We start from the raw sequence: 26,135 nt of genomic DNA on the forward strand, positions 1-26,135 counted from the left end.
CTGTTAACCGCAGGGTCGTTGGTTCGAGTCCAACTTGGGGAGCCAAAAGAACACCTATTCATTGGAATAGGTGTTTTTTGCTTATATGGAAAAACGTCAGCACTGCCGGGCCGGAAGAGATTTTGCTTCAAGCGCTTTTTCTTCCTACTGGTAGGGAGGGGGTAGAGGATGAATATATTTTGCAAATGGAAGAAGAAAATTACCTTTTAAAAGGCACAGAACAGATTGCTCCTTTAGCGAAATGCCCCAGATTTGCCGGCGGGCATATTTATAGAATAAGGTCAACACTTGACAGAAAGAGACGGAATCCATATAATAATATTATCCGTCGGCATAAATCGTTTGACGGATTATTATTTTTTAAAAGGTAAGTTATAAAAATGAAATATACACATGTTGTTTTTGACATTGACGGGACACTGATAGACAGTGAAAAAGCGGTTCTTCTGGCGCTTCAAAAAACACTTTCCGAGGTGGAGGGAAAGATTTATCCATTAGAGGAATTACGGTTTTCCTTTGGCATCCCCGGTGAAGACGCTTTAAAGCAATTAAATGTAAAAGATATTGATTATTGCAATCGGATATGCAATGAAAGGGAAGCGGACTACTCTTATACAATAAACCTTTTTGACGGGATTCAATCCACTTTGTCCAAACTGCAAGCGCAGGGAGTTTCGCTCGGAATTATTACTTCCAGAACCAAAGAGGAGTTTCAGAATGGTTTTGCTCCGTTCGGAATCGCTGATTTTTTTGATTTAGTCGTATGTGCGGAGGACACGGCGGAGCATAAACCAAGCGCGGAACCGATGTTAAAATATTTGGAGCTTGCGGATGCGCAGAAGAAAGACGTCTTATTCATTGGAGATTCGGTCTATGACTGGAAATGCGCAAAAGGCGCCGGGGTGGATTTTGGCCTTGCTTTGTGGGGCTGCCTTTCGTCCGAGGGCATTTATCCGACCGCTGCCTTGAAAAAACCGGAATCTATTTTGGACTTATAAAAGAAGAGCATCCGCGTGGGTGTTCTTTTTTATTTGATTTTATGTGTTAGATGATTTATACTTTATATAAAATAATAGGACGAGGTATGTTTATGGTTGGAATAATAGGCGCAATGGATATTGAAGTGGAAAATTTAATTTTGGTGATGTCTGACCGGAAAGCGGAGACAATCAGCGGAATCGTTTTTCATTCGGGAAAAATTGAAAATACGGACTGTGTTGTCGCAAAATGCGGAGTCGGGAAGGTGGCTGCCGCCGTCTGCGCGCAAACCATGATTTTGAAATATGCGACAGACGCGCTCATCAATGTCGGCGTGGCGGGCGGAATCGGAAAAGAAATCCATATCGGCGATATCGTCGTTTCGAATGGACTGGTGCAGCATGATATGGATACCACCGCAATCGGCGATGAAAAAGGCCTGATCAGCGGCCTGAATCTCGTTACCATTCCGGCAAGCAAACGGCTGACCGAGCTTGTTGTATCGACGGCTCATAACATATATGGAAAAGGTGTACATGTCGGGGTTATTGCGACGGGCGACCAGTTTATCGGCGACGGCGAAAAGCTGAAAGAAATTGCCGGTGTATTCGGCGCGTCCGCCTGCGAAATGGAAGGCGGCAGCATCGCGCAGGTATGCTATATGAATCATACCGAATTTGTGGTCATCCGCGCGATTTCCGATAATGCGAATGAAGACGCCAAGGTGGATTTTCCGGCATTTGCCGCTGCGTCGGCGCATAAAACAACGGAGCTGATTCAGAAAGTGCTTCCCAGTATGTAAAAGAGGTGGAAACCATGAAGGTGATCGACATTTCACGCGAGCTGTTTTCGGCTCCTGTCTATCCGGGTGATCCAATGCCCCGCCGCGACCTGCTGCGCAGAATGGATCTGGGGGATGTCTGCAATCTTTCAGGGTTTTACACAGGCTGTCACGGTGCAACCCATATAGACGCCCCCTGCCATTTTATTGAGGATGGGAAGACGGTGGGCCAGTTCGCACCGGAACGGTTTCTTGGCGAGTGTACTGTCATTGAGATGCGGGGGATTATTACCGGCTCCGATATCGACCGTATCCTGCCGCATGCAAAAAAGAATATCTTGTTTAAAGGCGAGGGGGAAGCGTTCCTTTCGGAAAGCGGCGCGTTTGCCTTGACGGACGCCGGCGTTTTACTGGTTGGTACGGACGCTTTCAGCATTGAAACGGACAAGGACGAAACCTACCCGGCCCACCGGGAGCTTTTGGGCGCCGGGGTGCCGATTCTGGAGGGCCTAAACCTTTCCAATGTTGAACCGGGGGATTATCGGTTTATTGCCCTGCCTCTGCTCCTGGGCGGCGCGGAGGCCTCCCCGGTGCGCGCGATACTGATTATGGAATAGTCAAACGGACGGCAAACCTGTCCATCTGCGGCGATCTCATAAGTAAGGGTAACAATTCGTTTGGAGGAATCTTTATGGAAATCCGGAAAGCGGTTTTCAGCGATGTGGATTTCATCGTTGATTTGAGAATGCGTTTATTTAAAGAATTGAGAGAAATGAACGATATGGACGATAGCAAAGAACTGCAAGAAGGGACAAGGCAATATCTTTTCGATAATCTGAACCGGAATTTAATTTGCTGGGTTTCCGTTGCGGATGATAAAGTGATTGCGTCGGCCTCTTTGTGTTTGTTTTCCAGAATGCCGTATCATGGCAACCTTTTCGGAAAAGAGGCATATGTCTTAAATGTTTATACGTTACCCGAATACAGAAGGCAGGGAATTGCCGCAAAAATGATCAAAGAAATTATTGAATATTCTAAAGTCAATCACATTAAAAAGCTCTGGCTGTATGCAAGTGAACAGGGGAGAAATATCTACAGGAAATGCGGTTTTACCGGGCGGGAGGATTGCATGACTTTATATTTATAATCTTAAAAAAACAAGCATGGAATCTTTCGACTCCATGCCTTTTCTGCTTTCTTCTTATTTATAATAGCGGATAACGGCGGCTACTTTGCCTAAGATCGAAACATCCTTCGCGTAAATCGGCTGATAAGCCGGATTTTCAGCCTGAAGCCGGATTCCGTCCTTTTCACGGTAGAAACGTTTTACGGTTGCTTCCTCTTCAATCAGCGCGACCACGATCTCACCGTCGAGCGCGGTCGGGGTTTTCTCCGCGATGACAATGTCGCCGTCCAGAATCCCTGCGTTGATCATGCTGTCGCCGCGGACATTCAGCGCAAAATATTCCGAGCCGCTCCTGCTGCCGCCGGGAGAATAGGGGATATAACCCTCGATCTCCTCCATGGCGAGAATCGGCTGCCCGGCGGCAACCCTGCCGACAATGGGCACCTGAACGGTATTCTGCTCGCCCGCAAGATGAATCGCGCGGTTCAGGCGGGCGTCACGGGTAATGTAGCCCATGCGTTCCAGCGTTTTCAGATGGGCATGCACACTGGAAGTGGACCGCAGCCCGGTGGCTTTGCATATTTCACGCACGGTCGGCGGAAGACCGCCCTCCGCCCTGCTTTTCAGGTAATCATAAACTTTTTGCTGGCTTTCGGTCAACATGGGTGCGCCCCCTTAATATTCCTTATATCTGCATTATAGCACAAAATTGGAAGAAATCAAACAAATGGTTAAAAACCAAAAATTCATAAGAAATTCATAGCTACTTAACAACTGAAAAGTGCATTGCTATATAATAGAGTTGTAATCAAGGATATGGAGCCGCACCATTACTTGATACATGTTCTACCCTCCTCAATATACCCCTCAAGCTAATGAAGAAGAACCCAATCATTTTGGACTGGGTTCTTTTTCTTTTCTTTAATTTTGTCAAAATTTCACTGCCAATTCCGAATAGACCGCTCAATATGTGGTCAAAATAGTATCGGAGGTGGCACGAATGGATAATTTACATCTGCTAAACAATAAACCAAAAAAGAATAACTCCAGAGGGTTTTATATTGCGCTCGGTGTGTGCCTGATTGCAATCGGCGTGGCGGCGTGGACAACTTATGACAGCGTAGTGAATTATGCGGCTCCCAACGAAGGGGCGGCCAGCAGCGAGCAGGCGCAGCATACGAACGAAGCGGTCAGCGGTATTAAAGTATTTGAGGGGAATTCCTCCGCATCGGCGCCGGTGATTTCATCAGAGCCGGCACCCGCCGTAAAAGAGGAAGTATCAAAGGCGCCTCAGGCGCCGTCCTCCAAGGTACCCGCCAGGCGTACGCAGGCGAATGTATTAACCTTTACAAGTCCGATTGAAAAAACGGTTACCCAGAACTTCAGCGGGCAGAATCCGGTCTATTCCAAGACGTTCAAGGATTGGCGCGTGCATACGGGCGCGGACTTTGCCGCAAAACCGGGCGATACCGTAAAAGCGGCCGCAGACGGTACGATTAAGAGTATTGTAGCGGATGATTTTTACGGAAACACAGTGATTATCATGCACGGCGATATCGAGACCAGCTACTGCGGGCTCAGCACCGTGATTGTCCGTAAAGGCGAAGTGTTAAAACAGGGTCAGAAGATTGGTACGGTCGGCATTACGCCGTTTGAAAGCGCAGATGCTTCGCATATGCATCTTTCCATGAAAAGAGCCGGAAAATACATTGACCCGCTCTCTGTTATTAAATAATACGCCCCCGAAAATTCCGTTTAGGGGCGATGTAAAGGCCGCGGAGCCAATCCGGTTCCGCGGCCTTTTAAATTTGTCAAAGCCCGAAATTTGTGTTATAATAGCATTGGAATGTATGAATCATACAAAAAATGTCGAATTTTTAATTTACAATTTGTTAATGATTTATACACTATCTGTTACCATAACCACTTTATACTAATATTGTCGAGAAAATGGTAATGGAAAGGAGGCTAATGATTGAAGAACGGGAACACAACCCTGGTGTGTGTTACGGGTCAGCGTGACTGCGACAGACTGATTCGGGCCGGCAGAAAAATTGCCGATGAAACTTCGACGTCCCTGCAGGTTCTTTGCGTACAGCCAACTTCTGCCGGGCATGAAACAAGCTGCGACGAGCTCGAGTATCTGCGGCAGACGGCGCGTGACGCACAGGCGGAAATGACCGTATATTTTAACGACGACGCGGCATTGATCGCCGTAGGGTTTGTAAAACAAATCGGTGCTGTCCATATTGTAACAGGAATGCCGGAAGCGCCGGTGAATGGATTTGTTGAGTTGATTCATAAGCTTTTGCCCAAAATACCGGTTTCTATGGTTGCAAAAGAAGGAACGATTTATAATATTTGTCCTACTGGTAAAAAACAGCAGACAGTAAAACTTGCTATGCAGAATTAATACATACGAGCCCAAGCGCCGGAACTTTTCGTTCCGGCGCTTTCTTCAAAGGGAAAAGCCGTTCACGCAGCGCCTTTCGCCGCCTAAGTCCGCGCAGCGGCACTCCATGAAAGGTATTACGAATGGGCTTTTCTCGCCGCTATGGCTCCGCGAAGATGTTTATTTAATGTTAGAGTGCGGCTGCAAAATTCAGTTTCACATAAAGTATGCACACTTTTCTTTCCGGCATTTTCAGCCTCAGCATGATCGGCGCATCGCTTGTAAATCTCCGTGCACGGATTTATGGGGCCTGTGGCCGCGGGTGGGGCGAAGGATAAAATGCTTGCAAATCGTTACAAAATTGTTTATTATTATAAAGATGTGTGATTCTGAATGTAAGGTGATTTTTTGTATAAAGCATGCATTTTCGATTTGGACGGAACCCTTGCGAATACACTTGCGTCCATTGCAAATTTTGCGAACACCGCGCTGGAAAAGTGCGGATACGAAACCATTCCGGTGGACAAATACCGGTACCTGGTCGGGAACGGCGCGGTCCGGCTGATGCATAACATGCTGGATACCGTCTGCGGTGCGGACGGATACAATGAGGAAGATGTCCGCAGGCTCCGCGAGGTATATGACGCGCTTTACGAAGAAAATCCGACCCTTTTGGTTACCAATTACCCCGGAATGCGCGAAACGGCGGAGAAGCTGAAAAGCACCGGAATAAAAATGGCTGTTCTTTCGAACAAGCCGCACAACTGTACAACGGCTATTGTAGAAGCGCTTTACGGGCGGGGGCTGTTTGACTGCTGCTACGGCCAGCGCCCGAAGGTTGCGCGCAAGCCCGCGCCGGACGGGGCCCTGCTGATTGCGGACGAGCTTCAAATTGAGCCGAAGGATTTTCTCTATATCGGCGATACGAATACGGATATGAAGACCGGAGCCGCCGCCGGAATGGATACGGTGGGAGTGCTCTGGGGCTTTCGCGATGAAAAGGAATTGAAGGAGAACCATGCAAAATTTATCATTGAAAGGCCGGAGCAAATTTATAGGATAGCTGCGAGCTGCATGAGGTGATCGATGAAGTGGCTTTCAAATTTTCTTAAAACCAACCACAGGCTTGGTTTTCGCGTGGTAAAAACCGGAATTGCGGTTACGCTTTGCGTTGTTATTTCCACTTTTTTAAAGCTTGATCAGCCGTTTTTCACGGTAATTGCCGCAGTGATGACCATGGGAAAATCCATTGACGCTTCCATAAAATCGGGGCGGAATAAAATCTTCGGCGTTTTGATCGGCGCCGTGATTGGTTACGCCTTTGTTTCGCTGTCCCCGGCAAATGCGGGATTGTGCGGAGTGGGAATTATACTCACGCTGTATCTGTGCCATTTTTTCCGCTTAAACGGCGCCGCGACACTTTCCAGCTTTGTTTTTGCGGCGGTTTTGTTTCAGCTCGGAACCCCGCTTACCGGCGCTGTAAACTGCTTTATCGGGATTCTTATTGCCATTATTGTTAATCTGGTCATCATGCCGCCCAACTACGCGGAGGAAATTAAAAAGTCATACGATCAGCTTTGCGGTTTGGTTGACGAGTCCATGGGAAACGCCGCCGCGATTCAGCAGATTGATACCGGCGCGGTGGAAGCCGGAATCCAGAAGTTGAGCTACAATGTAAAAATGTATATTACACAGGCCAAATTCCTTCGCTGGAATGACGACGAAGTTTTTAAGATGTCCTGTAAAATTTCTACCTATAAAATGATTCTGGACGAGCTGAAGGCGGTCGAGGTGATGGAACTCACCGAGAATACCGCCCAGCCCGGTTCGGAGCTTTATACGGTCTATCATTATCATATGGACCGTATGAAAAAGCTTCTGGAACACGCGCGGGAAGACGGAACCAAATAAAAGAAAAGGGCTGCTGCAAAACGAATTTGCAGCAGCCCTTTTCAGGCCATTTCCTCTATTCTGTGCGGCGAATTCCACGGAAGGCTATTTTATCTTTGCCGCCGCGGTCATCAGGGCGGAGGCAATCTGTCCGGCGGAAGTCATGCCGGTGTTTGCGTTTTCCACAACAACGGCAAAGGCAAGGGGCGTGTTCCGGTCGGATGAGAAGCCTACCATCCAGCCGTTCGGCTTTTTGCCCTGCCCGACTTCGGCGGTTCCGGTTTTCGCGCATACGGAAAGGCCGGGGAACATTTTATCGCCGTAGTAGCTGGAAACATTGTACCGCATGTACTCTTTCAGCTTGTTGGCGGTCGAAGCCTTCAGCAGGCGGCTTCCTTCCTGCGTATGCCCGCTTTTGGTGGTCAGCCCGAACGGGGAGGTGATGCTGCTGATCATATACGGCTTTACAGGCGTGCCTTCGTTGGCGATCGCGCCCATAATCAGGAGCATATGATACGGATTCGTCAGGTCGGTGTATTGCCCCACGCCGGACCAGCCGAGTTCGTTGGGCTGGGCTCCGGTTACGTTGTATACGCTTTTGCTGGTGGGGATTCCGTCCAGATCAAAGCTTTTGTTGAAGCCCATTTCATTTGCAATGGCGTTCATCTTGTCGTTGCCCAGTTCAACCGCAATCTGCGCAAAGGCCACATTCGACGATTTCGCGAGCGCATTCTTAAAACTCAGTTTTCCATAAGAAGAAACGTCGGTGATTTTGTTTCCGTTAATAAGAATGCTTCCCTTGCAGTCCCAGGTTCGGCTGTCCAGATTCGGAATGTTCTCGATTGCGGCGGCCGAAGTGACCAGCTTGAAAATGGAACCGGGGGTGTAAGACGAAGAAAGCACGCGGTTCAGGTAAACGCCGCTGTATTTTCCCGATTTGTCCGTATCCAGATCCTGCGGCGGATTCTGCGGGTCGAAGTTCGGGGAACTCACCATGCAGAGCATTTCGCCGGTCTTGTAATTATAGACCGCGGCCGCGCCGCTGCGGCTGCCGAGTTTTTCCAGGGCGAGCTTGCTCAGCGAGCTGTCGAGCGTCAGCTTGATATCGCTGCCGCCGCTTTTCCCGGTGGGGGTGGCAAGCCCGGTAATCAGATTATACCCGGAAAGCTCGGAGCGGTAATTGTACTGAATGCCGGTGGAAATATAGCCTTTGGTGTCGCCAACCGCATGAAGCATGGCGCGGCGGACGGTTTCATCACTGTTGTAGACCCGTTTGCCGTTTTCGCTCTTGGCAAGAATAGCATTATTGCGGTCGAGAATTTTGCCCCCGTTTGAAAGCTGGGAGCCGCTGGTTAAATGCTTGTTGAATGGCTGCATGGCCCATGTTCCGCCGTTCGTAACCATGCCGTAGACAAAGTAGCCGAGGCCGACAAAAAAGCATAATCCAAGTATCCAGAGGATTAAAGAACGGGTACCGGTTGTTTTCATCAGCTCTTCCTCCTTGCCGCGTAAGTGCGCTCATCGCTGGCCTTGATAAACGCCAGCAGTCCCCACACCGCCATCATGCTGGAACCGCCGAGGCTGATTAAGGGCAGGGTAACGCCGGTGAGCGGCAGCACGTCGGTCGCGCCGAACACATTCAGGCAGGTTTGGAACAGCAGCATGCCGCTCGCCGCGCAGGCGGAAATCGAGTAAAACGTGGAGCGGCTGCGGGTTGCGTCCGAGCGGGCGTAAAACATCAGGAGCGCGATGGTCAATACGATCAGCAGCGCGAGGGCCAGTCCAAGTTCTTCGCAGACCATACCGAAAACCAGGTCGGTTGTTGAGGCGAATACGTTTTTTAAACAGCCTTTTCCGATGCCGACGCCGAACAGACCGCCGCTGGCGGCATAGCTTAACACGCGGGTCTGCTGATAGCCGCCGGAGTCGTTTACATGCTCCCAGACATGCCCCCAGGCGTTAATGCGGTCCGCGACATAAGGCTTGAATTTCAGAATCAGGAAAGCGCCGAAAGCCGCAACGGAGCAAATCAGCGCGATTGTCCGAAGACTGCCGGAACGCATGAAAGCGATAATCAAAAAGGTTACGAAGAATATGCAGGCCGTACCGAAGTCGCGCATTAAAAACAGCGCGCCCATGCAGACGGCGGAAAAGCCGATGAATCCGGTTAAGTTTCGGGCGGTCTGCAAACGGTCCAGCGTGGAAGCGCCGACGAAGATAAATGCGATTTTAATGAATTCGGAGGGCTGCACGCTGAACGAGCCAAGTTTAATCCAGTTGCGCGCACCGTTGTGCGTACGCGCCAGCAGAAGGTTTGCCGCGAAAAGCAGGATGGCAAAAACCGCTATGGCAAGCCGCCAGCGCATCACGCGGTCAAGGTCGCTCAGAAATTGAATCATGACGCAGAAAAGTATGATGCCGCCCGCGAGCGCTCCGAGCTGGGTAAAGGTACTTTTCACATCCGTTCCGGCGATGAGAAGGATCCCCGTCCCGCTCAAAAGAAACGCCATGGTCTCCAGTTCGAAACTGACGCGGCCCAATCCTTTGATGGAGTAAAAATACAGTCCCCATTCCAGCACCTGCAATACACCGAACGGAATCAGCGGCATAGGGCTGAATTTATCCGCCGCGAAACAGGCCTGCACAACCAGAAAAATCTGAATAAACGTGACCGATGTCAGCAGGCCGAACGGGGACGCCGCGCGGCGCTGAATCCATTTCTTTTTCTTTGGGGTGTTGTTTGCCCTCTTGAGCATCAGCGCGGTGGAACCCATCGCCATTACGTCTCCGGGCATCACCTGATACGGCCCCTTTATCTTTGTACCGCTTACAAAGGTACCGGATTTTGAACCGGTGTCGGTGATAATCCATCCGCTTTCACGCCGCATCAGGACGGCGTGGTCGCGGCTCGCGGTGGGGTCGTTTAATACGATATCGCAGCTTTTGCTGCGTCCGATCGAATTTTCCCAGTATAAAACGGGAATCGTTTCATGTGTTACCATATCTTCCAATATGACGACGGGGTCTTCCCGCCTGCGGCCGCGTTTGAGCGAAGCAAAGCACCGCCATACAATAATGAGAAATACAAACGGCACAATTACGCGGAAGGCAAAAAGGATCATATCAAGAAGGTTCTGGATTCCAGGAATGTTCAGCGTCAAGGAAATGCCTCCTTCCAATACTGAACAAAGGCAGGTTACCTTTGCCTGATTTATCTATTATACAATGATTTATTTATAAAGTAAACGGAGGGGACATTCGTCCCCTCCGCTTCGACATTATTCTTCTGTTACCCCAAGCTCCCGCATAAACCGGAGCAGTCCCGCTTCAAAATTCACGCCGTACCGGTAGTCCGTACCGGCTTCCCTGGTTCGCCGGACACAGCCGGCGGTGTAATCCGCCGCGGTCTGCATGGCGTTTTCCAGATTCAGTTGGTTCAGAAGGCCGGCTAAGAGCGCGCTGGCGAAGATATCACCCGTGCCGCAGTAATGCCCGGAAATCTTTTGGGAAAAAGCGTAGCTGACTTCGTCGGTTTTGCGGTTGTATCCCGCCGCCCCGATCAGGGTCGGGTTAAACCATACCCCGGTAAGCACAACCTGCTGCGGGCCAAGGTCGCTCAGCCGCCGGAGCAGGAACTCGATATACGCGCGGGTATAGGGGCCTTCCCGGAATTCGCCGTCCAGCAGGTACGCCGCTTCCGTCATGTTCGGCACGATCAGGTCGGCTTTGCGGCAGAGCTGTTTCATCCCGTCCGCCATTGCGGGGGTGATCGTCTTGTAGAGTACGCCGTCGTCCGCCATAACGGGGTCGACCATGATGAAATTGCTTTCGGTTTTAAAGGTATCAAATACATCCGATACAATCTGAATCTGTTCACTCGAGCCTAAAAATCCGCTGTAAAGCGCGTCAAACCGCAGGCCGAGCTGTTTCCACTGCTTAGCGAAACCGGGCATGTCTTCGGTCAGGTCCCGGTAGGTATATCCGGAAAGTCCGCCGGTGTGGGAGGACAGTACAGCGGTCGGGAGGGCGCAGACCTCGATTCCCGCGGCGGATAAGATGGGCAGGGCAACCGTAAGGGAGCATTTGCCGAAACCGGAAAGATCGTGGATCGCCGCAATCCTTTTTTGTGTATTCATGAAATCACCTCATACGTTATACAATTGTATACGCAATCATATGGGAAATCGGGGTGAAAAATGTAAATCCCGTAAAATAATACGGAGTCAGATTTTAGCGGCAATTTCCCCGGCATGCTTGTAAATACTGCGGGAGGGTACAAATCCGCGCACCATGGAAAGCGGGTAGATGATGCTGTCCCTGCCGATCACCGTTCCGGGATTCAGCACGGAATTGCAGCCGACTTCCACATGGTCGCCGAGCATTGCGCCGACTTTTTTCAGTCCGGTTTCAATATGCTCGCCCTCCGCGCTGATTTTTACAAGCGTTTTGTCCGATTTCACGTTTGAGGTAATGGAGCCTGCGCCCATATGGGATTTATACCCCAGAATGGAGTCGCCGACATAGTTGTAATGCGGCACCTGCACGCCGTCAAACAGAATCACGTTTTTCAGTTCCGTAGAATTCCCCACGACACAGCCCGCGCCGACCAGCGCGTTGCCGCGGATAAACGCGCACTGGCGCACCTCGGTGTCCGGGCCAATGATGGCCGGGCCGTTGATATAAGCGGAATCAAATACGTTCGCAGACTTCGCAATCCAGACGTTTTCGCCGCGCTTTTCATACTCCTCCGGGGAAAGCGTCTGGCCCAGCCGGATGATAAAATCGCCGATTTCCGGCAGGGCTTCCCAGGGGTAGTTCCGTTTTTCCAAAAGCGGGGCCGCGGCTGTATGGGTAAGGTTAAAAAGGTTTGAAACGGTAAGTTTATCGTACATTTTAAATGTTCCTCCATCGATTTCGTTCCTTACCATTATATTTTGATTTTCCCCCGAGGTCAATCGTCAACCTGTTTAGAAAGCCTTTTTATTTTCAGAAGGTCTCCGGTTTCCGGCTGTTTTCCGCCGCTGAGGCTTGCCGCTTCCAGATAGGGGCCGCTGAGGACGGGTGTGCCGCCCGCTGCGGCCTGTGTGAAATAATCGCACAGAAGACGGTAGTCGTAATCCGTAACGGTGCCGGAACCGTCCAAATCACCGGGGATTACCGCAATATAGACGGTTTCTGTTTTTCCGTTTGCAATGGTCTGAATAATCCGGCCCGTTCCGACGGGTCCGCTTGTTATTTCTTTTTTATTTTCGGACGACAGAACGCGGATTTTCTCCCCCTTTTTATTCGCATCCAGCGCGGCCTGAAGCGCTTCAACCGTCACCGGTTTTTCAAAGCGGTAGGGTTCGATGGAAGCGGGAAGGTCGGCCGCCGGGTCGGAGGAAGCGCTGGAGGAAGACGGCGGCTCGCTCGCGGCGGAGCCGGGACTTTCGCTGGACTCCGGTTTCGGTTTCTCCGGCGTAATCATCCCGTTGTTTACCGTTTCGTCAAAATGGAAGATGGAAGCCTTTGTGTCGTCGTCAATTTCTTGCCCGATGGGCGCGATAACAAGGGAGAACTCCCCGTCCGCCTCCGCGCGGAAATCCCGTGTAAAATCAAAGGTGCAGCCGAGGATTCTGTTATGGATCAGTTTCCCGGTTTTCAGGTTAAGACGGCTGACGACGGCGTTGCTGTCGGAATTCCGCTCCATCCCGATCAAATAAAGAGAATCCCCGTACAGAGAAGTGTTTTCATAAACATAGTTCAAGTACTGCGACGGAGTGGCGCAGGAAGAATCACTGTTCCCGTCTCTGTCCAGCAGGGACGCCATGCTTTTTAAATTGCCGTCGGAGCTGATCAAAGCAAAGCCGCCGTCCGGCCGGTGGAAGAACTGATACTTTCCCGATAAGTAGAGGCTGTAATCAATCGTATCGATTTCGGGATAATTTTCAGCGAAGCCGGTTAATGCGGCCGTTACGGGCAGAATCGCAATGTATAAAAACAACAGGCATAAAAAGAGGCGGCTTTTGTGCTTATGATTCATTTTTGGACACTCCTCGACTTTTTCGTTGCTTAATCAGCATTATACTCGGATTTAATGCCCAGGAATCATTATGTGAAATTATTTCATAAATTTGCATAGAAAAAACAAGAACCGGTTAAAACCGGTTCTTGTTTTTATGGGGAGGAGTTGTATTGAAAAGGTCGTGACAAATCCTTGTCACAAGCTTATAATCACGGTTACTATTTGTTATTCATTGACTACATTATAGTACCGGTGGTTCCTAATGTCAATGATTTAACAATTGCTTTTTCTACAATCTCTTTTTTGTATAAAACGTAGTTTTTTGTTCCTGCAATTTAGTTATTATTGACGAAGGAATGAGCGGCGAACCCCCCGTTTTCCCGATAAAACCCGCGGTTCGTCATTCTATTCCTGAACACCCGGAATTTTCGGAAGAGAATCAAAACCGGCCTGCAAATCCTCATCGGTTGGGATATAGTCAGTCATCTTCTTTTCCATGTAGGAAGAATAAGCCGCCATGTCGAAATAGCCGGTGCCGGTCAGCCCGAAGAGAATCGTTTTCGCTTCGCCGGTTTCCCTGCATTTTATCGCTTCATCCATCGCGCAGCGGATGGCGTGGGCGCTTTCCGGCGCGGGGAGGATGGTTTCGAGCTTGGCAAACTGGATTGCCGCGTCGAATACCCTGGTCTGTTCTTCGGCGCGCGCCTCGTCAAGATAACCGTCGTGATACAGCTTCGAAAGAATCGGCGACATCCCGTGATAGCGCAGTCCGCCCGCATGGTTCGGCGAAGGGATAAAGCCGCTGCCGAGGGTATACATCCTTGCAAGCGGGGTGACTTTGCCCGTGTCGCAGAAGTCGTAGGCGTAGCGCCCGCGCGTAAGCGAGGGGCAGGAAGCCGGTTCCGCCGCAATGAAATACGGATTCGCTTTGCCCAGCAGCTTATCCTGCATAAACGGCGCAATCAGGCCGCCCAGATTGGAGCCGCCTCCGGCGCAGCCGATGACAATGTCGGGGTATTCTCCCAAAAGCTCCATGGCTTTTTTGCATTCCAGCCCGATAATGGACTGATGCAGTAAAACCTGATTCAGCACGGAGCCCAGCACATAGCGGCAGCCGGGGGTTGTTACCGCCTTTTCGATCGCTTCCGAAATCGCGCAGCCAAGGCTTCCGGTGGTGTCGGGATTTTCCGCGAGAATTGCGCGGCCGACTTTCGTTGTGTCGCTGGGGCTGGCGGTTACGTTTGCCCCAAAGGTCTGCATAATCGTCTTTCTGTACGGTTTTTGCTCGTAAGAGGCCTTTACCATGAATACGTCCAGATTCATTCCGAAGTACGAGCATGCCTCGGCCAACGCGGTTCCCCACTGGCCGGCCCCCGTTTCCGTCGTAAGGCCGGTCAGCCCCTGCTCTTTTGCGTAATACGCCTGCGCCACGGCGGAATTGAGCTTGTGGCTCCCGGAAGTGTTTCCGCCTTCAAATTTAAAGTAAATCTTCGCGGGCGTTTTCAGATACTTTTCCAGCGCGTAAGCGCGGCTGAGCGGGGAGGGGCGGTACGCCCTGTAAACTTCCAGAATCGGCTCCGGAATATCAAAATAGGCGGTGGTGCCGTCCGTTTCCTGTTTTGCCAGCTCCTTGCAGAAAATGGGGTAAAGCTCCTCCGTGCGGATGGGCTGGAAGGTGCCGGGGTTCAGTAAAGGGTCGGGCTGGGATTTCATATCCGCCCGAAGATTGTACCACTGCTTCGGCATCTGCTCCTCTGTTAAAATCATTCTGTGCGGAATCCTTGTCATAACGATTCTCCTTTCGGTAAAATAAAAAAACGCTCTTGCCCCTAAATCATTAGGGACAAGAGCGATTGCTCCTGCGGTACCACCCGAATTGCGCTTACAGCGCCGCTTTCTCCACGCACGAACATGCATGCTCCCTTGGTAACGGGCGGAGTTCCCGTCAGCGGCTACTCGTTTCCTTTCGCCCTGCCCTCGTAAGTCCATTCCGCAGACCCCGTTTTGCCGCAATTCCACCGCCTGCGGCTCTCTTGGAAAACGCTTTGCCTGTTTACTACTCTTACTCATCGGTTTTTTCTTGTTTGCCTTATTATATGAAAGGAAATCCGAATTGTCAAGGAAAATTTTCGACTTTCCGGAAATTGGGGGCGGTATTGTCTTTTAAAGGGTATAATGCTAAAATGATGACACAATACAGGACAGGAAATCTGTTTATGAGGGAAAAATATGGACTTAAAAAAGAACGACTTAATTGATTTGGAGATAACAGGATACACGGCGCAGGGCAGCGGCGTTGGCCGGTATCAGGATATCGCGGTTTTTGTTCCGCTCGCGGCCAAGGGCGACCGGCTTCGTGTAAAAATTCTGAAAACCGCGAAAACCTACGCTTTCGGGCGGATTGATCAAATTATCGAGGCTTCGAAAGAGCGGATTGCGCTCGACTGCGCGCAGTTTGCGCAGTGCGGCGGATGCGTTTACCGGCATATCGAATATTCCGCCGAGCTGAAAGCGAAGCAGCAGATGGTGCGGGACGCGCTGGAGCGCATCGGCGGATTCCGCGATATTGCTCTTCAGCCGATTGTCGGTGCGAAGGACCCCGACCATTACCGCAACAAGGCGCAGATTCCCATTGGGCGCGGCCCGGACGGCGCAATCCGGATGGGCTTTTTCGCAAGCCACAGCCACCGGATTATCCCCTGCGAGGAATGTCTTTTGCAGCCGGCAGAATTTACCGCGGCGATGAACGCCTTTCAGCAGTGGGCGAACCAAAGCGGCGAGGCCGTTTACGAGGAAGAAACCGGAAAGGGCAGGCTTCGGCACCTGTATCTTCGGAAAGCGAATGCGACCGGCGAGGTGATGGTCTGCGTCGTTGTAAACGGAAACGGCCTTTACCACGAACCGGAGCTGGTTGAAATTTTAAAGGAGAAAGTACCCGGATTAAAGAGCGTGATTATCAACGTAAACCGCGAAAAGACAAATGTAATTCTGGGGAAAAAATGCCGTACCGTATGGGGCAGCGATACCATTACGGATACCCTGTGCGGGTTACATTTTCGCATATCGCCGATGTCCTTTTATCAGGTCAACCGTGACCAGGCGGAACGGCTTTATACGCTTGCCGGTGAATATGCCGGACTTACGGGAAAAGAAACCCTTTTGGACCTTTACTGCGGCACCGGAACCATCGGTCTTTCCATGGCGAAGAACGCGGCGAAGGTGATCGGCGTGGAAATTGTGGAGCAGGCGGTGGAGGATGCGAAAAAGAACGCGCAGGAAAACCAAATTGATAACGCCGAATTTTTTTGTGCGGACGCCGCCAAGGCCGCTTCCATGCTGAAAAACCGCGGCGAGCGGCCCGATGTAGTCGTCATTGACCCGCCGCGCAAGGGCTGCGACGCCTCGCTGATTGAAACCATCGCCGAAATGGCGCCGCAGCGCGTAGTCTATGTTTCGTGCGACCCGGCCACCCTTGCCCGCGATCTGAAGCTTTTTGCGCAAAAAGGCTACGCCCCGCAGGAGGCGACTCCGGTGGATATGTTCCCCCGCACGGCGCATACAGAAGCAGTTTGCTTGCTTGAGCATGAGAAAAGCATTGACAAATAAGGAATTTGGGCGAATTTGCAGTAACCCAAACTACGGAACCTTTGAGGGGATAAAAAAGATGACATTGATCATGTTAGTATCCGAGCGCGCCTGGAAGGTATACAAATAGGAAGAATAAGTAGCATAAGGCATGTCTCAGCCGATTGAGATAGAATTCGAAAATTTGATAGATATTGCTAATGATATACTTTATGTCGTAAAATATAAGAATATAAACAGAAATTGGGTTGGAGTGATACCATGAATTCAAACACAAAAAACGTTTTTAAAGGAATATACGCCCTCTTACTTGGACTGTTAATCGGTATATTGACGGTTATGGGACAGAAATACCTTCCCGATTCATTAAACTCATTAGCAAACTCAGGTGCTATTTGGTTAATTCCAGCCTTCTTCATGGCTTCGACTGCGGAAAAAAGGCTCCCCGCAATGATACTCTGTGCTGAAACACTGATCGTCTGCGTTATTTCCTATTATTGGGTAGAATCCATTTTTAATCAGCACGCCTTTGCTTTTGGAGGCTTCTACTTCTATCTCTGGCTTATATGTGCTGTAATTGCCGGCATTATTTTCGGATTTGGCGCTAATCTTTACAGACAAAAGAGTACGCATTATCACTGGGGTGCAAGTCTTCTTCCTGCCGTTTTTCTCGCGGAAGGCCTGAGCGAATTAATCCATTTATCTGAATATATGCATATGATCCCTGCGGTCATAGGAAGGATTCTATTAGGTCTTGCTCTGTACTTTATCATCTATAAGAAGGCCCTTTATCAACGGAAATCACTAATTTCACTCTGCTCCTATACAGTATTGGGAGTTGCTGCATATGAGCTTCTTTTTAAGTTAACAACATAAAAACGATATCTTAAGAAAACATTCTTCCGCCAAGGCCCCACCGGCTTCAAGCGGCATTTTGACCGTTTAAGGCATACGGAATGCTGCACACTGCTATGCCATGCGGATAACAAATAATAAATAAAAATCAACACCACGCGTTCGTGAACGCGTGGTGTTGATTACACTGCAATAGAAATTCTTTATCAAGAATGCTTAGAAGCGTATGACTTTAATCAGTCAACGTTTACCACACACTGGCGAACGGCGGCTTGCCCCGGGAGTTGTGAATAAACACCGGTTCCCGAGCCGGGCTTTCCGGTTGCGGTAATCTTGAAGTAATAATCATTGCCGTTCTTCTTTAAAATTTCTGTGCGGAATGCGCCGGAATTTCCTACAAAAAACATTGGCGTTTTTTTCGCGCCGTTCTGCACGGTGAATTTAAACACATAGCTTTTTCCACTCTTTACGCGGAACGTGTCGGTCGTGTCGCATTTTATTGTTGCGGCTTTTACATTGATTTGGAATGCGCCGATCTTTCCGTCCTGGGTGACGCAAACGGAGGTTGCACCGTCCTTTAATCCGGTAATCTGGAACAGATATCCGTTTGCCGCCTTTTTCAGGTATTTTACGGATGCAATGGAATGATCCGCCATTGTTGCCGTTGGTACGGTCTTTGAAGTGGATTTCACGAGGAAAATATACTGATCTCCAACACCAAAGGTGTACGGATTCACCGTATCGAGTGTAAGGGTATTCGCTGTCTTCTGGTTCAGCAGAACGTACTGTGAGCAGTGGGAAATTGTAACCGCCACATCACCGTTCGTGTCAACCGTACAAGTCTGATTAACAGGCTCAAGCAGGCCGAGTTTATTGTAGTAGTATAAATAAAGGGATGTGCCGGCCGGATAGTTTCCGGCTGGAATCGTAAAGGTTGTGGGGCCGGGAAGCGAGCCGCTGTGGCTGAAGCTAAGAACGAATCCCGACTTACCCTGTGCCGCTTTGTTTATATTGAAATCCGAAGCCAAATCCTTTACGGACATTGCTATATTAACGTCTTGTGCAATCGCGGCCTTATTGAGTGTCGAGCCGTCAATCGTACAGGTATAGGAAACTTTTCCGGTATCGGCATTCATGACATGAATACTAACTTTTTTACCGCTCTGTGCCGCGGTCTGTAAAACATCCGCCGCAGCATTGATGATAATCTTTTGGCTGCTGTCGGAATTCTCCGCAATCGCCGCCGGAAGCCTTACCTGCATAACAACATTTTCGGTCTTTACCGCTGTTTTTATTTCGGTGTTCGGGAGCACGATATTGATCGTATTGACCGAGCCTGTGTTCATGCCGGAATCGACTGTGGTGGTAACGGTGGTTGTACCGTTTGATGAAACCGGCGCCGCATCCGGCACTGTAATCACGGTCGCGCTTTTCTTGTTTGCGTCAACCTTTACCTCGTTTCCGGTATTCACCGGGGTTGGGGCTGGCGTTGGGGTCGTTTTATGACCGTGATGGGCTTCCACCGGAACAAGCTGCGATACGGCCTTGTTCAGCTTTTCGGCAGCATCTTCCACCTGCTGTTCTGTCGCGTCGGCATTTTCCAGAATGGCTTCCGCTTCACTCAAAGCGGCTTCCATTGTCTGAACGCTGGCCGCAGTATAATTTGCTTTGTCGACGTCCTTTGCAGCGCGAATGGCGTTCTGGAGTTTTGTTTTATCAATGGGATTCAGGGTGTCGGTGGCCTCGGCAACAACTTTCTGGCCTGCTTTCACCGGCAGCGTCACATAGCTGATTGTTTTACCGTTCAGAAGCTTGGTCTGCGCGGCAACAGGCTTGCCGTTTACCTGCACATAGGGATGGCTGCCGTAGAAGCGGGCTTCCCAAACCATGTCCTTGGCAGAATCATTGCTTAGGGTGGACCTCCTATTGCCGTCGTGGGCAAGGCTGATTTCGTAATCGCCTATCTGCAAATACTTGATGGCCGCATCCTTAACCTCGTCGGGGAGGCGTGGAATGGAGGAAACAAATCCATTCTTTGCATCAGGCGAAACGCCCATCATGCCTTCCACAACGTGGGAGATAAAGGTAAATGAAATTTCGGGATAGTCGCCGTTGGTACCCTGGCTGGCACGCTCGTGCGGCTTATCCTTCATACCGGTGATATATTTCATCCACTTCCACGCGTCGTTAGCACGGTTATAGGGAAACAGCATATCCGGAATGTATGTATACGCTTCGATATTATGCGGGGCGGTGCTCACAGAATCGATACCGTCACCTAGATTTTCCAGTACATAATCAATGTATTTGTCATTGCGTTCACCCGGCTCGGTAATGAGCTTCATGGGCATGAACCAGCTGTTTTCTCCGCCGAATCCGGTGTACTTCTTTGTATTATCCTTATCAAGACCACGCGCATACAGACCATTTGGATCGTTGTCATAAACGCTCCAAGTCTCATTGAAATACTTTTTCAAATCGGCGGCCTTTTGGTACCAGGAAGCTGCTCCCGTTTTGTCGCCGCGCGCTTCCAAAATGCCTGCATAAGCCAATGTGGCCTGGTACTGGGAACCGATGGAATCACCGGCTTCAATCATCGGCTCTCCGCCGCGCTCATTGTAACTGCACGCGCCCTGGAAAATACCGCCGCCGGTTCCTTCGGCAACGCCGTTGTGGTTTGTATCGTGCAGCGTAATAAAATCAGTCATCACTTTTGTGTAGAAATTGAACATGTCCGGATCATTGATATAGCGTTCGTCACCGCTCCACAGGTACTGCTCGTAAGCCTTTTGCACCAGTTCGAATTGGGCCGGCACTTCACGCACGAAATTAGTGTCATCCCTATAGTCAATGGTGTGAGGTGTGCCGTTAAAATTGAATGCCCACGGTGTGAACCACTTTCTTGCTTCTGTTGCGTTCTTCGCAAAGGTATGGAACATAGAGTAATTTTCATTGTAAAGGCCGACGATCTGGCCGCCGGTGGCCTGGTGCACAAAGTCACGGCCATAAAAAGCAGTACGGTCGTAATAGCCCGCCCAATAAGATGGGATGTACTTGTCTGTCCCGGTACCGGTTGGACGGTTTTCGTCTTTATTAATATAACCTTGCTTGCCGGTCATTACAAACTGGTCCACCTTGTTGGCCGCCCAGTTGAAAGAATCCTGCAAATCCTGATTGGAGGAAGTAAGCGTGCCTCTTTTAGACTTGATTTCCACTGTGACGGTCCACGCATGGCTGGCGCCGGTGCTGTCCTTCACCATGATTGCGGCCGGTTTTGTCAGATTCAGGCGCTGACCCACCTGTACATTTGCAGCAGCGCCCTCAGACAATTCCATCCTCGTTACTTTCACATTTGAAACATCTACGCCATACGCAAAAGTAACTTTGACATTCTTCTCTTCGCGGTTGATAACGGTATCTGCAAACTGGTTTTCAAGCGCAAAGTCAATAATATTGTTATAAACCGGAATTTCCGCATTCCGGTTGAATATGAGCGACATGTCATCGACATAGATGTCTGCGTCGGAAGAAGCCTTGAAATACAGCACAGCCTTCTGTCCTTTTTCCAGAGGTACTTTTTCGATCTTCTGCTGCTCGTAATCACTCGTCGGAGCCGGAATGGAACCTTCCTTGATTACTTTGCCCGTTACCTCGCGCAGACCGAACACACCATCGCCTTTGGTTCCGTCTTTGTCCCAAACAAAGGCGTTCAGATCATAGCAGCCCGTCTGCGGGACAGTAATCGTCTGCGTCATTTCTCCACTTTTGCCTACTTTGGCACACACAAGGCCTTTGTAAACATTGTCGTGACTGATGCCCATGCCGGACCAGCCCTTGCCGTCCTGCTCAAAATCAGCGTCCGATACAAGGTTTAGATCGACTGGGCCGAACGGTTCACTGAGCACCGGCTGACCTTTTCCCTCGTACTGATCTACCGGGGTAACCTCGAACTTGAGAAACCGATCCTTCATGTCGGGGGCAATGGTAAGCACCTTTTCGGTCTGCCCTTTGATGGGAGCGTAGGGACCGTCGGCCTTATCGGCAATCAGCCAGCGGTACAGGGAAGTACCCTCCGACTGCCCCTCATCCGGATCGGTGAATTGATAATCGGCGGTGACGGTCTTGCCCACCACCGGTTCGCCTTTTACAGTAACCTTTTCGGCTGAAGGCGGGGTGTTGGAAATCTTACTTAAATCGAATTTTACAATAGCCTGTTTGACAAGCGCTTTGCCCTCCACTTTCAGGGAAGTTTCATCCCCTGCGGTCAGGTCGTCCGCTTCCAGCCGTATGGTCGTTTCCGCGTTGGTATCCACCGTTTTGGTCTGTCCGCCAAAACTTACGACGGAATCCTGTGCGCCGCTCAATATAACTTCCGCGTAATAGGGGCCTGTCATCGGAATGAAAACCTTTTGCTCTACGCTGGAGGAAGAATCCGTCAGGGTGGCTTTTCCGTTTGCAATATCTGCGTTTGTGCAAATCCAGCTGTAATGATACTGGAATTTGCCGTTGACCAGCAGGTTTTGAAATTTACTGGTGTTGTAGGTTACGCTGAAATCATCACCGTTCACCCAGCCGTTCCCGCCTTTGACATACGTGCGCACAACGTCGCCCTTGTTCAGAAAAGCATCAAATTTGTACCGGGTGTAGTTAGAGTTTGCAGGGAGGCTGATCTCCTGCTTTTCACTGCTGCCCTTGCGTGTATAACCAAAGGTTCCGCCGGGGCCTCCGGTTGATACCCACGTGGCAATCTCATAGTAACCGGTGAACGGAACCGGAACTTCCTGCATCACAATCGCGTCTCCGTCGTTTAAATAATAGGCGTGCCGACCGGTATGATTGTTGTTGGAAGCGCTGCCGCCCTGGTAAAAGCGCCATGCGTCCGTGCCTTGCTCAAAACCGGGGTTTTGCACCATGTTCCCTTCAAAAAGGTAGTCGTGTTGTGCTTCGCCTTCTTCGTAGACATTCACGCAGTCGACATCCGGCGCAGCGGCATCGGGGTTTCCGATAGACAGAGTATTGTCCCCGCTTTTCAGCTCCGCCTCAAAGCTTACTTCACTGGGAACATTGTAGGAACCGCTGTTTAGCCCTTCCAGCTTTACCGGTTTGCCGTCGTTCACAGTGACGACTAAATCACGATTCACGGCCGTCATATAATGTACTTCCACGCGATATTTTTTTGCATTGTCGACCGAGACGGTTAGTTCGACTCCGCCCTCTTTCCCAACATTGCCAACTTTACCCCCGCCGCTCCATGCGGTTGAATCTTCATCACTCGCAATTCTTGCCCCGCCAAATACTTGGCCGGTTTCCGCTTCCACGGAATCCACCTGTTTGCCATAGCGGGTTTCCAGCGTATCTTCTACCACGTTCTTGTCGAGCTCATCCCCAAACGTTTTTGAAGGGGAAGACCTGCTTCTTGCCGCCAAAGCGCTGAGGTTGCCTGTAGAAATCATGCAACACGCCGCCAAAGTCACTGCCATCATTTTCTGTGCCAGCTTAAAGCCTGCCTTTTTTCTCATTTCATAACCTCCCTGTAAATATTTGTATAGCCGTCAGCAAAACCTACACGAAAGATCTAATCGTTGCGAAATTGTATATTTACACTAAATTTCAGCAATTGTATCGCAACTTACTGTATAAATGATAGCACGAAGTATCGGCTCGTTTAATGACCCTTTTCTACGATATCAGTACGTTTTTCTTTCTTTTCACTACATAGCTCTATACGGAAGGCCGGGTTCCGTAATAGGGCCTGAGAGGAAATAAAAAACAGAGCATATTCGATAAAACCTTTTGGGGGTTATCGAAATGCTCTGTCCTTATTTCATCAAGAACCGCTCGGGTTAAAAGGGTAACCATAGGGCGCTTTTCGTTCCTTCGGAAAAGCGACTTATTCCTCCGTTAAAGCGGCAAAAACAGGCTTTGCCAGCGTATGGAATTCCGAGTTTACGTCCATGTTTTCCGCAATTTTCACCTGTGCCTCCGGGGTAAGGGAAAGTACCTGATGCCAAATCCCTTTCCCAAGGCACACCGGCTTATCCAGCAGAAACGCGCTGCACGCGTCCGGCGAATTGTGCTCCGCCACCAGCAGCACAGTCACGCCGCTCAGCGGTTCAAAGCTTTCCATGGAGGCGGGGTGATTTTCCATCACGGAAATTTCGCGGTTGGTATAACGGAACACGGCCAGCCGCCACGGCTGCTCCGGCTCTTTCACAACGATGTGGAACGCATCGCTGCAATCCGGCGGAAATTCCAAAACGGAACCGAACGGCGCAAAAGCTTCCGCCGAAACAGACTGCAAACGGATTGCCATCTTATTTTGCCTCCTTATAATTCAATCTCAGCCGGGCTTCTTTTTCACGGAACGCCACAGCCGCTTTGAGCAGCCGGCCGTCCTTCTCACAGCGGACATCCGCTCCGGTACAATCTGCATTTTGCAGGCGGAAGCCTTCCGACTCAGAAAAATAATAAGTCTCCACTGTCCCGGGAACGCCCGAAAGCAGCACCATAAGGCTGCTGCCTTCCCACGCAACGTTTTGCACACTGACGGCGTCCATGGAAACATGGCGCGTGGAGGCGAGAAACTGCGGCCTTTTTTCCGCCCTGCGCAGGGCAACGATTTGGCACTCGCCTACGGCCAGCTCCCGTACCGAAAGACTGCCGCTCACCTTACCCAGATATTCCTGCTTCCAAAAATCAAACGCGTGATATTCCGCGTCCGGCTCCAGCCCCAGCGAGTCAAGCGGCAAGCCGCAGGCCCGCAGCGGAACGGTGGCAAAGCGCCCCAGCACGCACCAGTTCTGGTCGCCCTGCTGCAGGTGGAATGCCCAAAGGGTGGAAAACGGATGATCGTCGTCCATGGTGGGATATTCGCCCGCCATGTTGTAGACCTCCTGTGCGGTGATGTCCTCCGGTTCTACAGGGGAATCGTGGGACTGCACCGCAAACCCGTGCAGCTTTGTCCACGCGTAGGCAGGGTATTCCAAATTCAGGGGTCCGGTCTCAGCCGTACGGCTTTGCAGGGGCGGCAGCGTCTTGCGGATAATCTCGAGCTTTTCTTCCGTATACGCTTCCGGCGTGTCGCTGAGCATGTAAAGCTCCCCGGAAAGGGAGATGAGCGACAGCACACTTTTCGCCCACTCCGGTTTTGTGCGAACGCAAACGTGGTCGGGGTCATTCAGGAACAGGATGCGCTGGGTGTGGAACCACCGGGCTGTTTCAAAAAGCTGCATGCGGACGCCGGCCCATGTGGGATTCGCGTCCATGCAAATGCGGCAGGCGTCCACCAGACCCACCGCCTCATGCAGTTCGCCCCAGCTTGCCAGGTAATATACGTCGTTTCCCAAGCCGTCCCGGGTGGCCTGCAAATACGCGCGGAACTTTTCCTGTGCCTCCCGGTTGCCCATGATACCCAGCCGCACGGCTTCGTGCAGGCCGTCGAACAGCAGGTGGCGGATGGCGTCGATCTTGACATAGCCGTAACCCAGCTCCCGAAGCTTTCGAAACAGGGGAGTCACGTGTTTTGCCAGCGTTTGAGGCGTGCAGTTGTACAGGTAGTCGATCCACTCGCCCTTCATAGGCTTTCCTTCGTGGTATAAAATTGCGTCTCCGTTGTACTTGGGGAATTCAGGATTGGTGATATTGGCGTTGGTCCAGATGGCGGGGCAAAAGCCCTGCGAACGGATTGCTTTTACAATGCCTTCGTGGCCATCCGGAAATTTTTCTTCATCGCAAGCCATCCACCCCTCCGCCATGGTAAGCTTCGGGTCATAGGGGAGCGGCATTTTCTGGTAGCCGTCGTCCACCTGTATGTATTCCAAACCGTAGTCCTTTAGGTTTTCGGCCATAAAACGGCTGATTTCCGCTATTTTACCCGAATCGATATTCCTGCGGTAGGCTTCCCACGAGCACCAGCCCGCCACCGCCTTTTTCTTGGGCTTGCTTTCCCACGGGCGGTAGTAGCAATACCCCAAATGGTTTTTATAGTAGTGCATCCTCAAATTGATGAACAGCGGCTTTTCACACAGCCTGATAGAAATGGAAGCCACGCTTTTCCCGCTTTCGTCCTGTAGGATACGCGGGGACTGCCATTTCCACCGGCAGCCGTTGAAATCAATCAAAAGGTCCTGATCCGCGTCGTACAGCCCGTTTACACCGCTTACAAGCCGCCGGCCGTTCTGGGCCAAAATTGCCTGCCCGGAGCGGGCGCGGTGCGGACGCATATTGACGGTATCTGCGCTCAGGCGGAATGTCATGGTGACCCACATGGGCTTCTCTACCGTGATATAAATCTGCTGCATGTACTGGATGCTTTGCATGGAACCGTCCGAGCCGTGGCGGAACCCCACGTCCTGTGAATCGGGAATGGTGACGGAGATAATATCCTCTCCGTTGTACTCGTAGGAAAGGGTTTTGGTTTGTTCGTTCCAGTGGTGCAGCGCATGCGCCACCGGGGGCTCATGGCACACCGGATGGAAATTTTCATTATTCATCTTTACATTAACCTTTCACTGCGCTTATAGAA

The 26,135-nt window shown here is 50.6% G+C and carries 21 protein-coding genes; 11 read left to right on the forward strand and 10 right to left on the reverse strand.

Features of this window, described 5'->3' with window-relative positions:
- The 5 genes from OUY18_RS03200 to OUY18_RS03220 form a co-directional block, all read left to right on the forward strand.
- The coding region (locus tag OUY18_RS03200; protein ID WP_268057268.1) for a hypothetical protein at positions 1-371 on the forward strand (371 nt) is incomplete at its 5' end.
- A 9-nt stretch (positions 372-380) separates the two neighbouring features.
- Positions 381-998, forward strand: a complete 618-nt coding sequence (locus OUY18_RS03205; RefSeq protein WP_268057269.1) for an HAD family hydrolase — start codon at positions 381-383, stop codon at positions 996-998.
- Positions 999-1,090: 92 nt separating this feature from the next.
- The gene (locus OUY18_RS03210; protein ID WP_268057270.1) at positions 1,091-1,780 is read left to right on the forward strand and encodes a 5'-methylthioadenosine/adenosylhomocysteine nucleosidase; all 690 of its coding nucleotides are present in this window, start codon (positions 1,091-1,093) and stop codon (positions 1,778-1,780) included.
- Positions 1,781-1,794: 14 nt separating this feature from the next.
- Positions 1,795-2,376 (forward strand): cyclase family protein, encoded by a 582-nt coding sequence (locus tag OUY18_RS03215; protein WP_268057271.1) that lies wholly within the window; start codon positions 1,795-1,797, stop codon positions 2,374-2,376.
- A 74-nt stretch (positions 2,377-2,450) separates the two neighbouring features.
- Positions 2,451-2,906, forward strand: a complete 456-nt coding sequence (locus OUY18_RS03220; RefSeq protein WP_268057272.1) for a GNAT family N-acetyltransferase — start codon at positions 2,451-2,453, stop codon at positions 2,904-2,906.
- 54 nt (positions 2,907-2,960) lie between these two features.
- Here the strand turns inward: OUY18_RS03220 and lexA are convergent, their stop codons facing one another.
- A complete protein-coding gene (gene lexA, locus OUY18_RS03225; protein ID WP_268057273.1) occupies positions 2,961-3,548 on the reverse strand; it encodes a transcriptional repressor LexA in 588 nt (195 codons plus the stop codon).
- 337 nt (positions 3,549-3,885) lie between these two features.
- Between lexA and OUY18_RS03230 the strand changes: the two genes are divergently transcribed.
- The 4 genes from OUY18_RS03230 to OUY18_RS03245 all read left to right on the forward strand — a co-directional run bounded on the left by OUY18_RS03230 (position 3,886) and on the right by OUY18_RS03245 (position 7,188).
- A complete protein-coding gene (locus OUY18_RS03230; protein ID WP_268057274.1) occupies positions 3,886-4,620 on the forward strand; it encodes a M23 family metallopeptidase in 735 nt (244 codons plus the stop codon).
- Between the two features lie 240 nt (positions 4,621-4,860).
- Positions 4,861-5,298, forward strand: a complete 438-nt coding sequence (locus OUY18_RS03235) for a hypothetical protein (RefSeq protein ID WP_268057275.1) — start codon at positions 4,861-4,863, stop codon at positions 5,296-5,298.
- 387 nt (positions 5,299-5,685) lie between these two features.
- Positions 5,686-6,360 (forward strand): HAD family hydrolase, encoded by a 675-nt coding sequence (locus OUY18_RS03240; protein WP_268057276.1) that lies wholly within the window; start codon positions 5,686-5,688, stop codon positions 6,358-6,360.
- Between the two features lie 3 nt (positions 6,361-6,363).
- Positions 6,364-7,188 carry an FUSC family protein gene (locus OUY18_RS03245; protein ID WP_268057277.1) on the forward strand — a complete coding sequence of 275 codons (825 nt, stop codon included), beginning with the start codon at positions 6,364-6,366 and terminating at the stop codon, positions 7,186-7,188.
- A gap of 84 nt (positions 7,189-7,272) precedes the next feature.
- Here the strand turns inward: OUY18_RS03245 and OUY18_RS03250 are convergent, their stop codons facing one another.
- The 6 genes from OUY18_RS03250 to OUY18_RS03275 form a co-directional block, all read right to left on the reverse strand.
- Positions 7,273-8,655, reverse strand: coding sequence for a penicillin-binding transpeptidase domain-containing protein (locus OUY18_RS03250; RefSeq protein WP_268057278.1), 1,383 nt, complete (start codon positions 8,653-8,655; stop codon positions 7,273-7,275).
- Positions 8,655-10,328 (reverse strand): FtsW/RodA/SpoVE family cell cycle protein, encoded by a 1,674-nt coding sequence (locus OUY18_RS03255; RefSeq protein ID WP_268057279.1) that lies wholly within the window; start codon positions 10,326-10,328, stop codon positions 8,655-8,657. The genes OUY18_RS03250 and OUY18_RS03255 overlap by 1 nt, the downstream gene beginning before the upstream one ends.
- Positions 10,329-10,445: 117 nt before the next feature.
- A complete protein-coding gene (locus OUY18_RS03260; protein ID WP_268057281.1) occupies positions 10,446-11,303 on the reverse strand; it encodes a pyridoxamine kinase in 858 nt (285 codons plus the stop codon).
- 87 nt (positions 11,304-11,390) lie between these two features.
- A complete protein-coding gene (locus OUY18_RS03265) occupies positions 11,391-12,059 on the reverse strand; it encodes a UDP-N-acetylglucosamine pyrophosphorylase (protein ID WP_268057282.1) in 669 nt (222 codons plus the stop codon).
- A 59-nt stretch (positions 12,060-12,118) separates the two neighbouring features.
- Positions 12,119-13,189, reverse strand: a complete 1,071-nt coding sequence (locus OUY18_RS03270; RefSeq protein WP_268057283.1) for a hypothetical protein — start codon at positions 13,187-13,189, stop codon at positions 12,119-12,121.
- A gap of 387 nt (positions 13,190-13,576) precedes the next feature.
- Positions 13,577-14,959: a TrpB-like pyridoxal phosphate-dependent enzyme gene (locus OUY18_RS03275; RefSeq protein ID WP_268057284.1), complete on the reverse strand. Its 1,383-nt coding sequence runs from the start codon at positions 14,957-14,959 to the stop codon at positions 13,577-13,579.
- A 441-nt stretch (positions 14,960-15,400) separates the two neighbouring features.
- Between OUY18_RS03275 and rlmD the strand changes: the two genes are divergently transcribed.
- Both rlmD and OUY18_RS03285 read left to right on the forward strand, forming a co-directional pair.
- Positions 15,401-16,777: a 23S rRNA (uracil(1939)-C(5))-methyltransferase RlmD gene (rlmD, locus tag OUY18_RS03280; protein WP_268057285.1), complete on the forward strand. Its 1,377-nt coding sequence runs from the start codon at positions 15,401-15,403 to the stop codon at positions 16,775-16,777.
- 240 nt (positions 16,778-17,017) lie between these two features.
- The gene (locus OUY18_RS03285; protein WP_268057286.1) at positions 17,018-17,632 is read left to right on the forward strand and encodes a DUF6518 family protein; all 615 of its coding nucleotides are present in this window, start codon (positions 17,018-17,020) and stop codon (positions 17,630-17,632) included.
- A 215-nt stretch (positions 17,633-17,847) separates the two neighbouring features.
- On the opposite strand, the gene OUY18_RS03290 is transcribed toward OUY18_RS03285, so the two are convergent.
- From OUY18_RS03290 to OUY18_RS03300, 3 genes are all read right to left on the reverse strand, one after another.
- A complete protein-coding gene (locus OUY18_RS03290) occupies positions 17,848-23,130 on the reverse strand; it encodes a hypothetical protein (protein ID WP_268057287.1) in 5,283 nt (1,760 codons plus the stop codon).
- A gap of 371 nt (positions 23,131-23,501) precedes the next feature.
- Positions 23,502-23,924 (reverse strand): ureidoglycolate lyase, encoded by a 423-nt coding sequence (locus OUY18_RS03295; RefSeq protein WP_268057288.1) that lies wholly within the window; start codon positions 23,922-23,924, stop codon positions 23,502-23,504.
- 1 nt (position 23,925) lies between these two features.
- Complete coding sequence (locus OUY18_RS03300; RefSeq protein WP_268057289.1) at positions 23,926-26,103, reverse strand: alpha-galactosidase; 2,178 nt, start codon at positions 26,101-26,103, stop codon at positions 23,926-23,928.
- Positions 26,104-26,135: the final 32 nt, after the last annotated feature.

The sequence above is a fragment of the Caproiciproducens galactitolivorans genome (assembly GCF_026672255.1).
Taxonomy (GTDB): domain Bacteria; phylum Bacillota; class Clostridia; order Oscillospirales; family Acutalibacteraceae; genus Caproiciproducens; species Caproiciproducens galactitolivorans_A.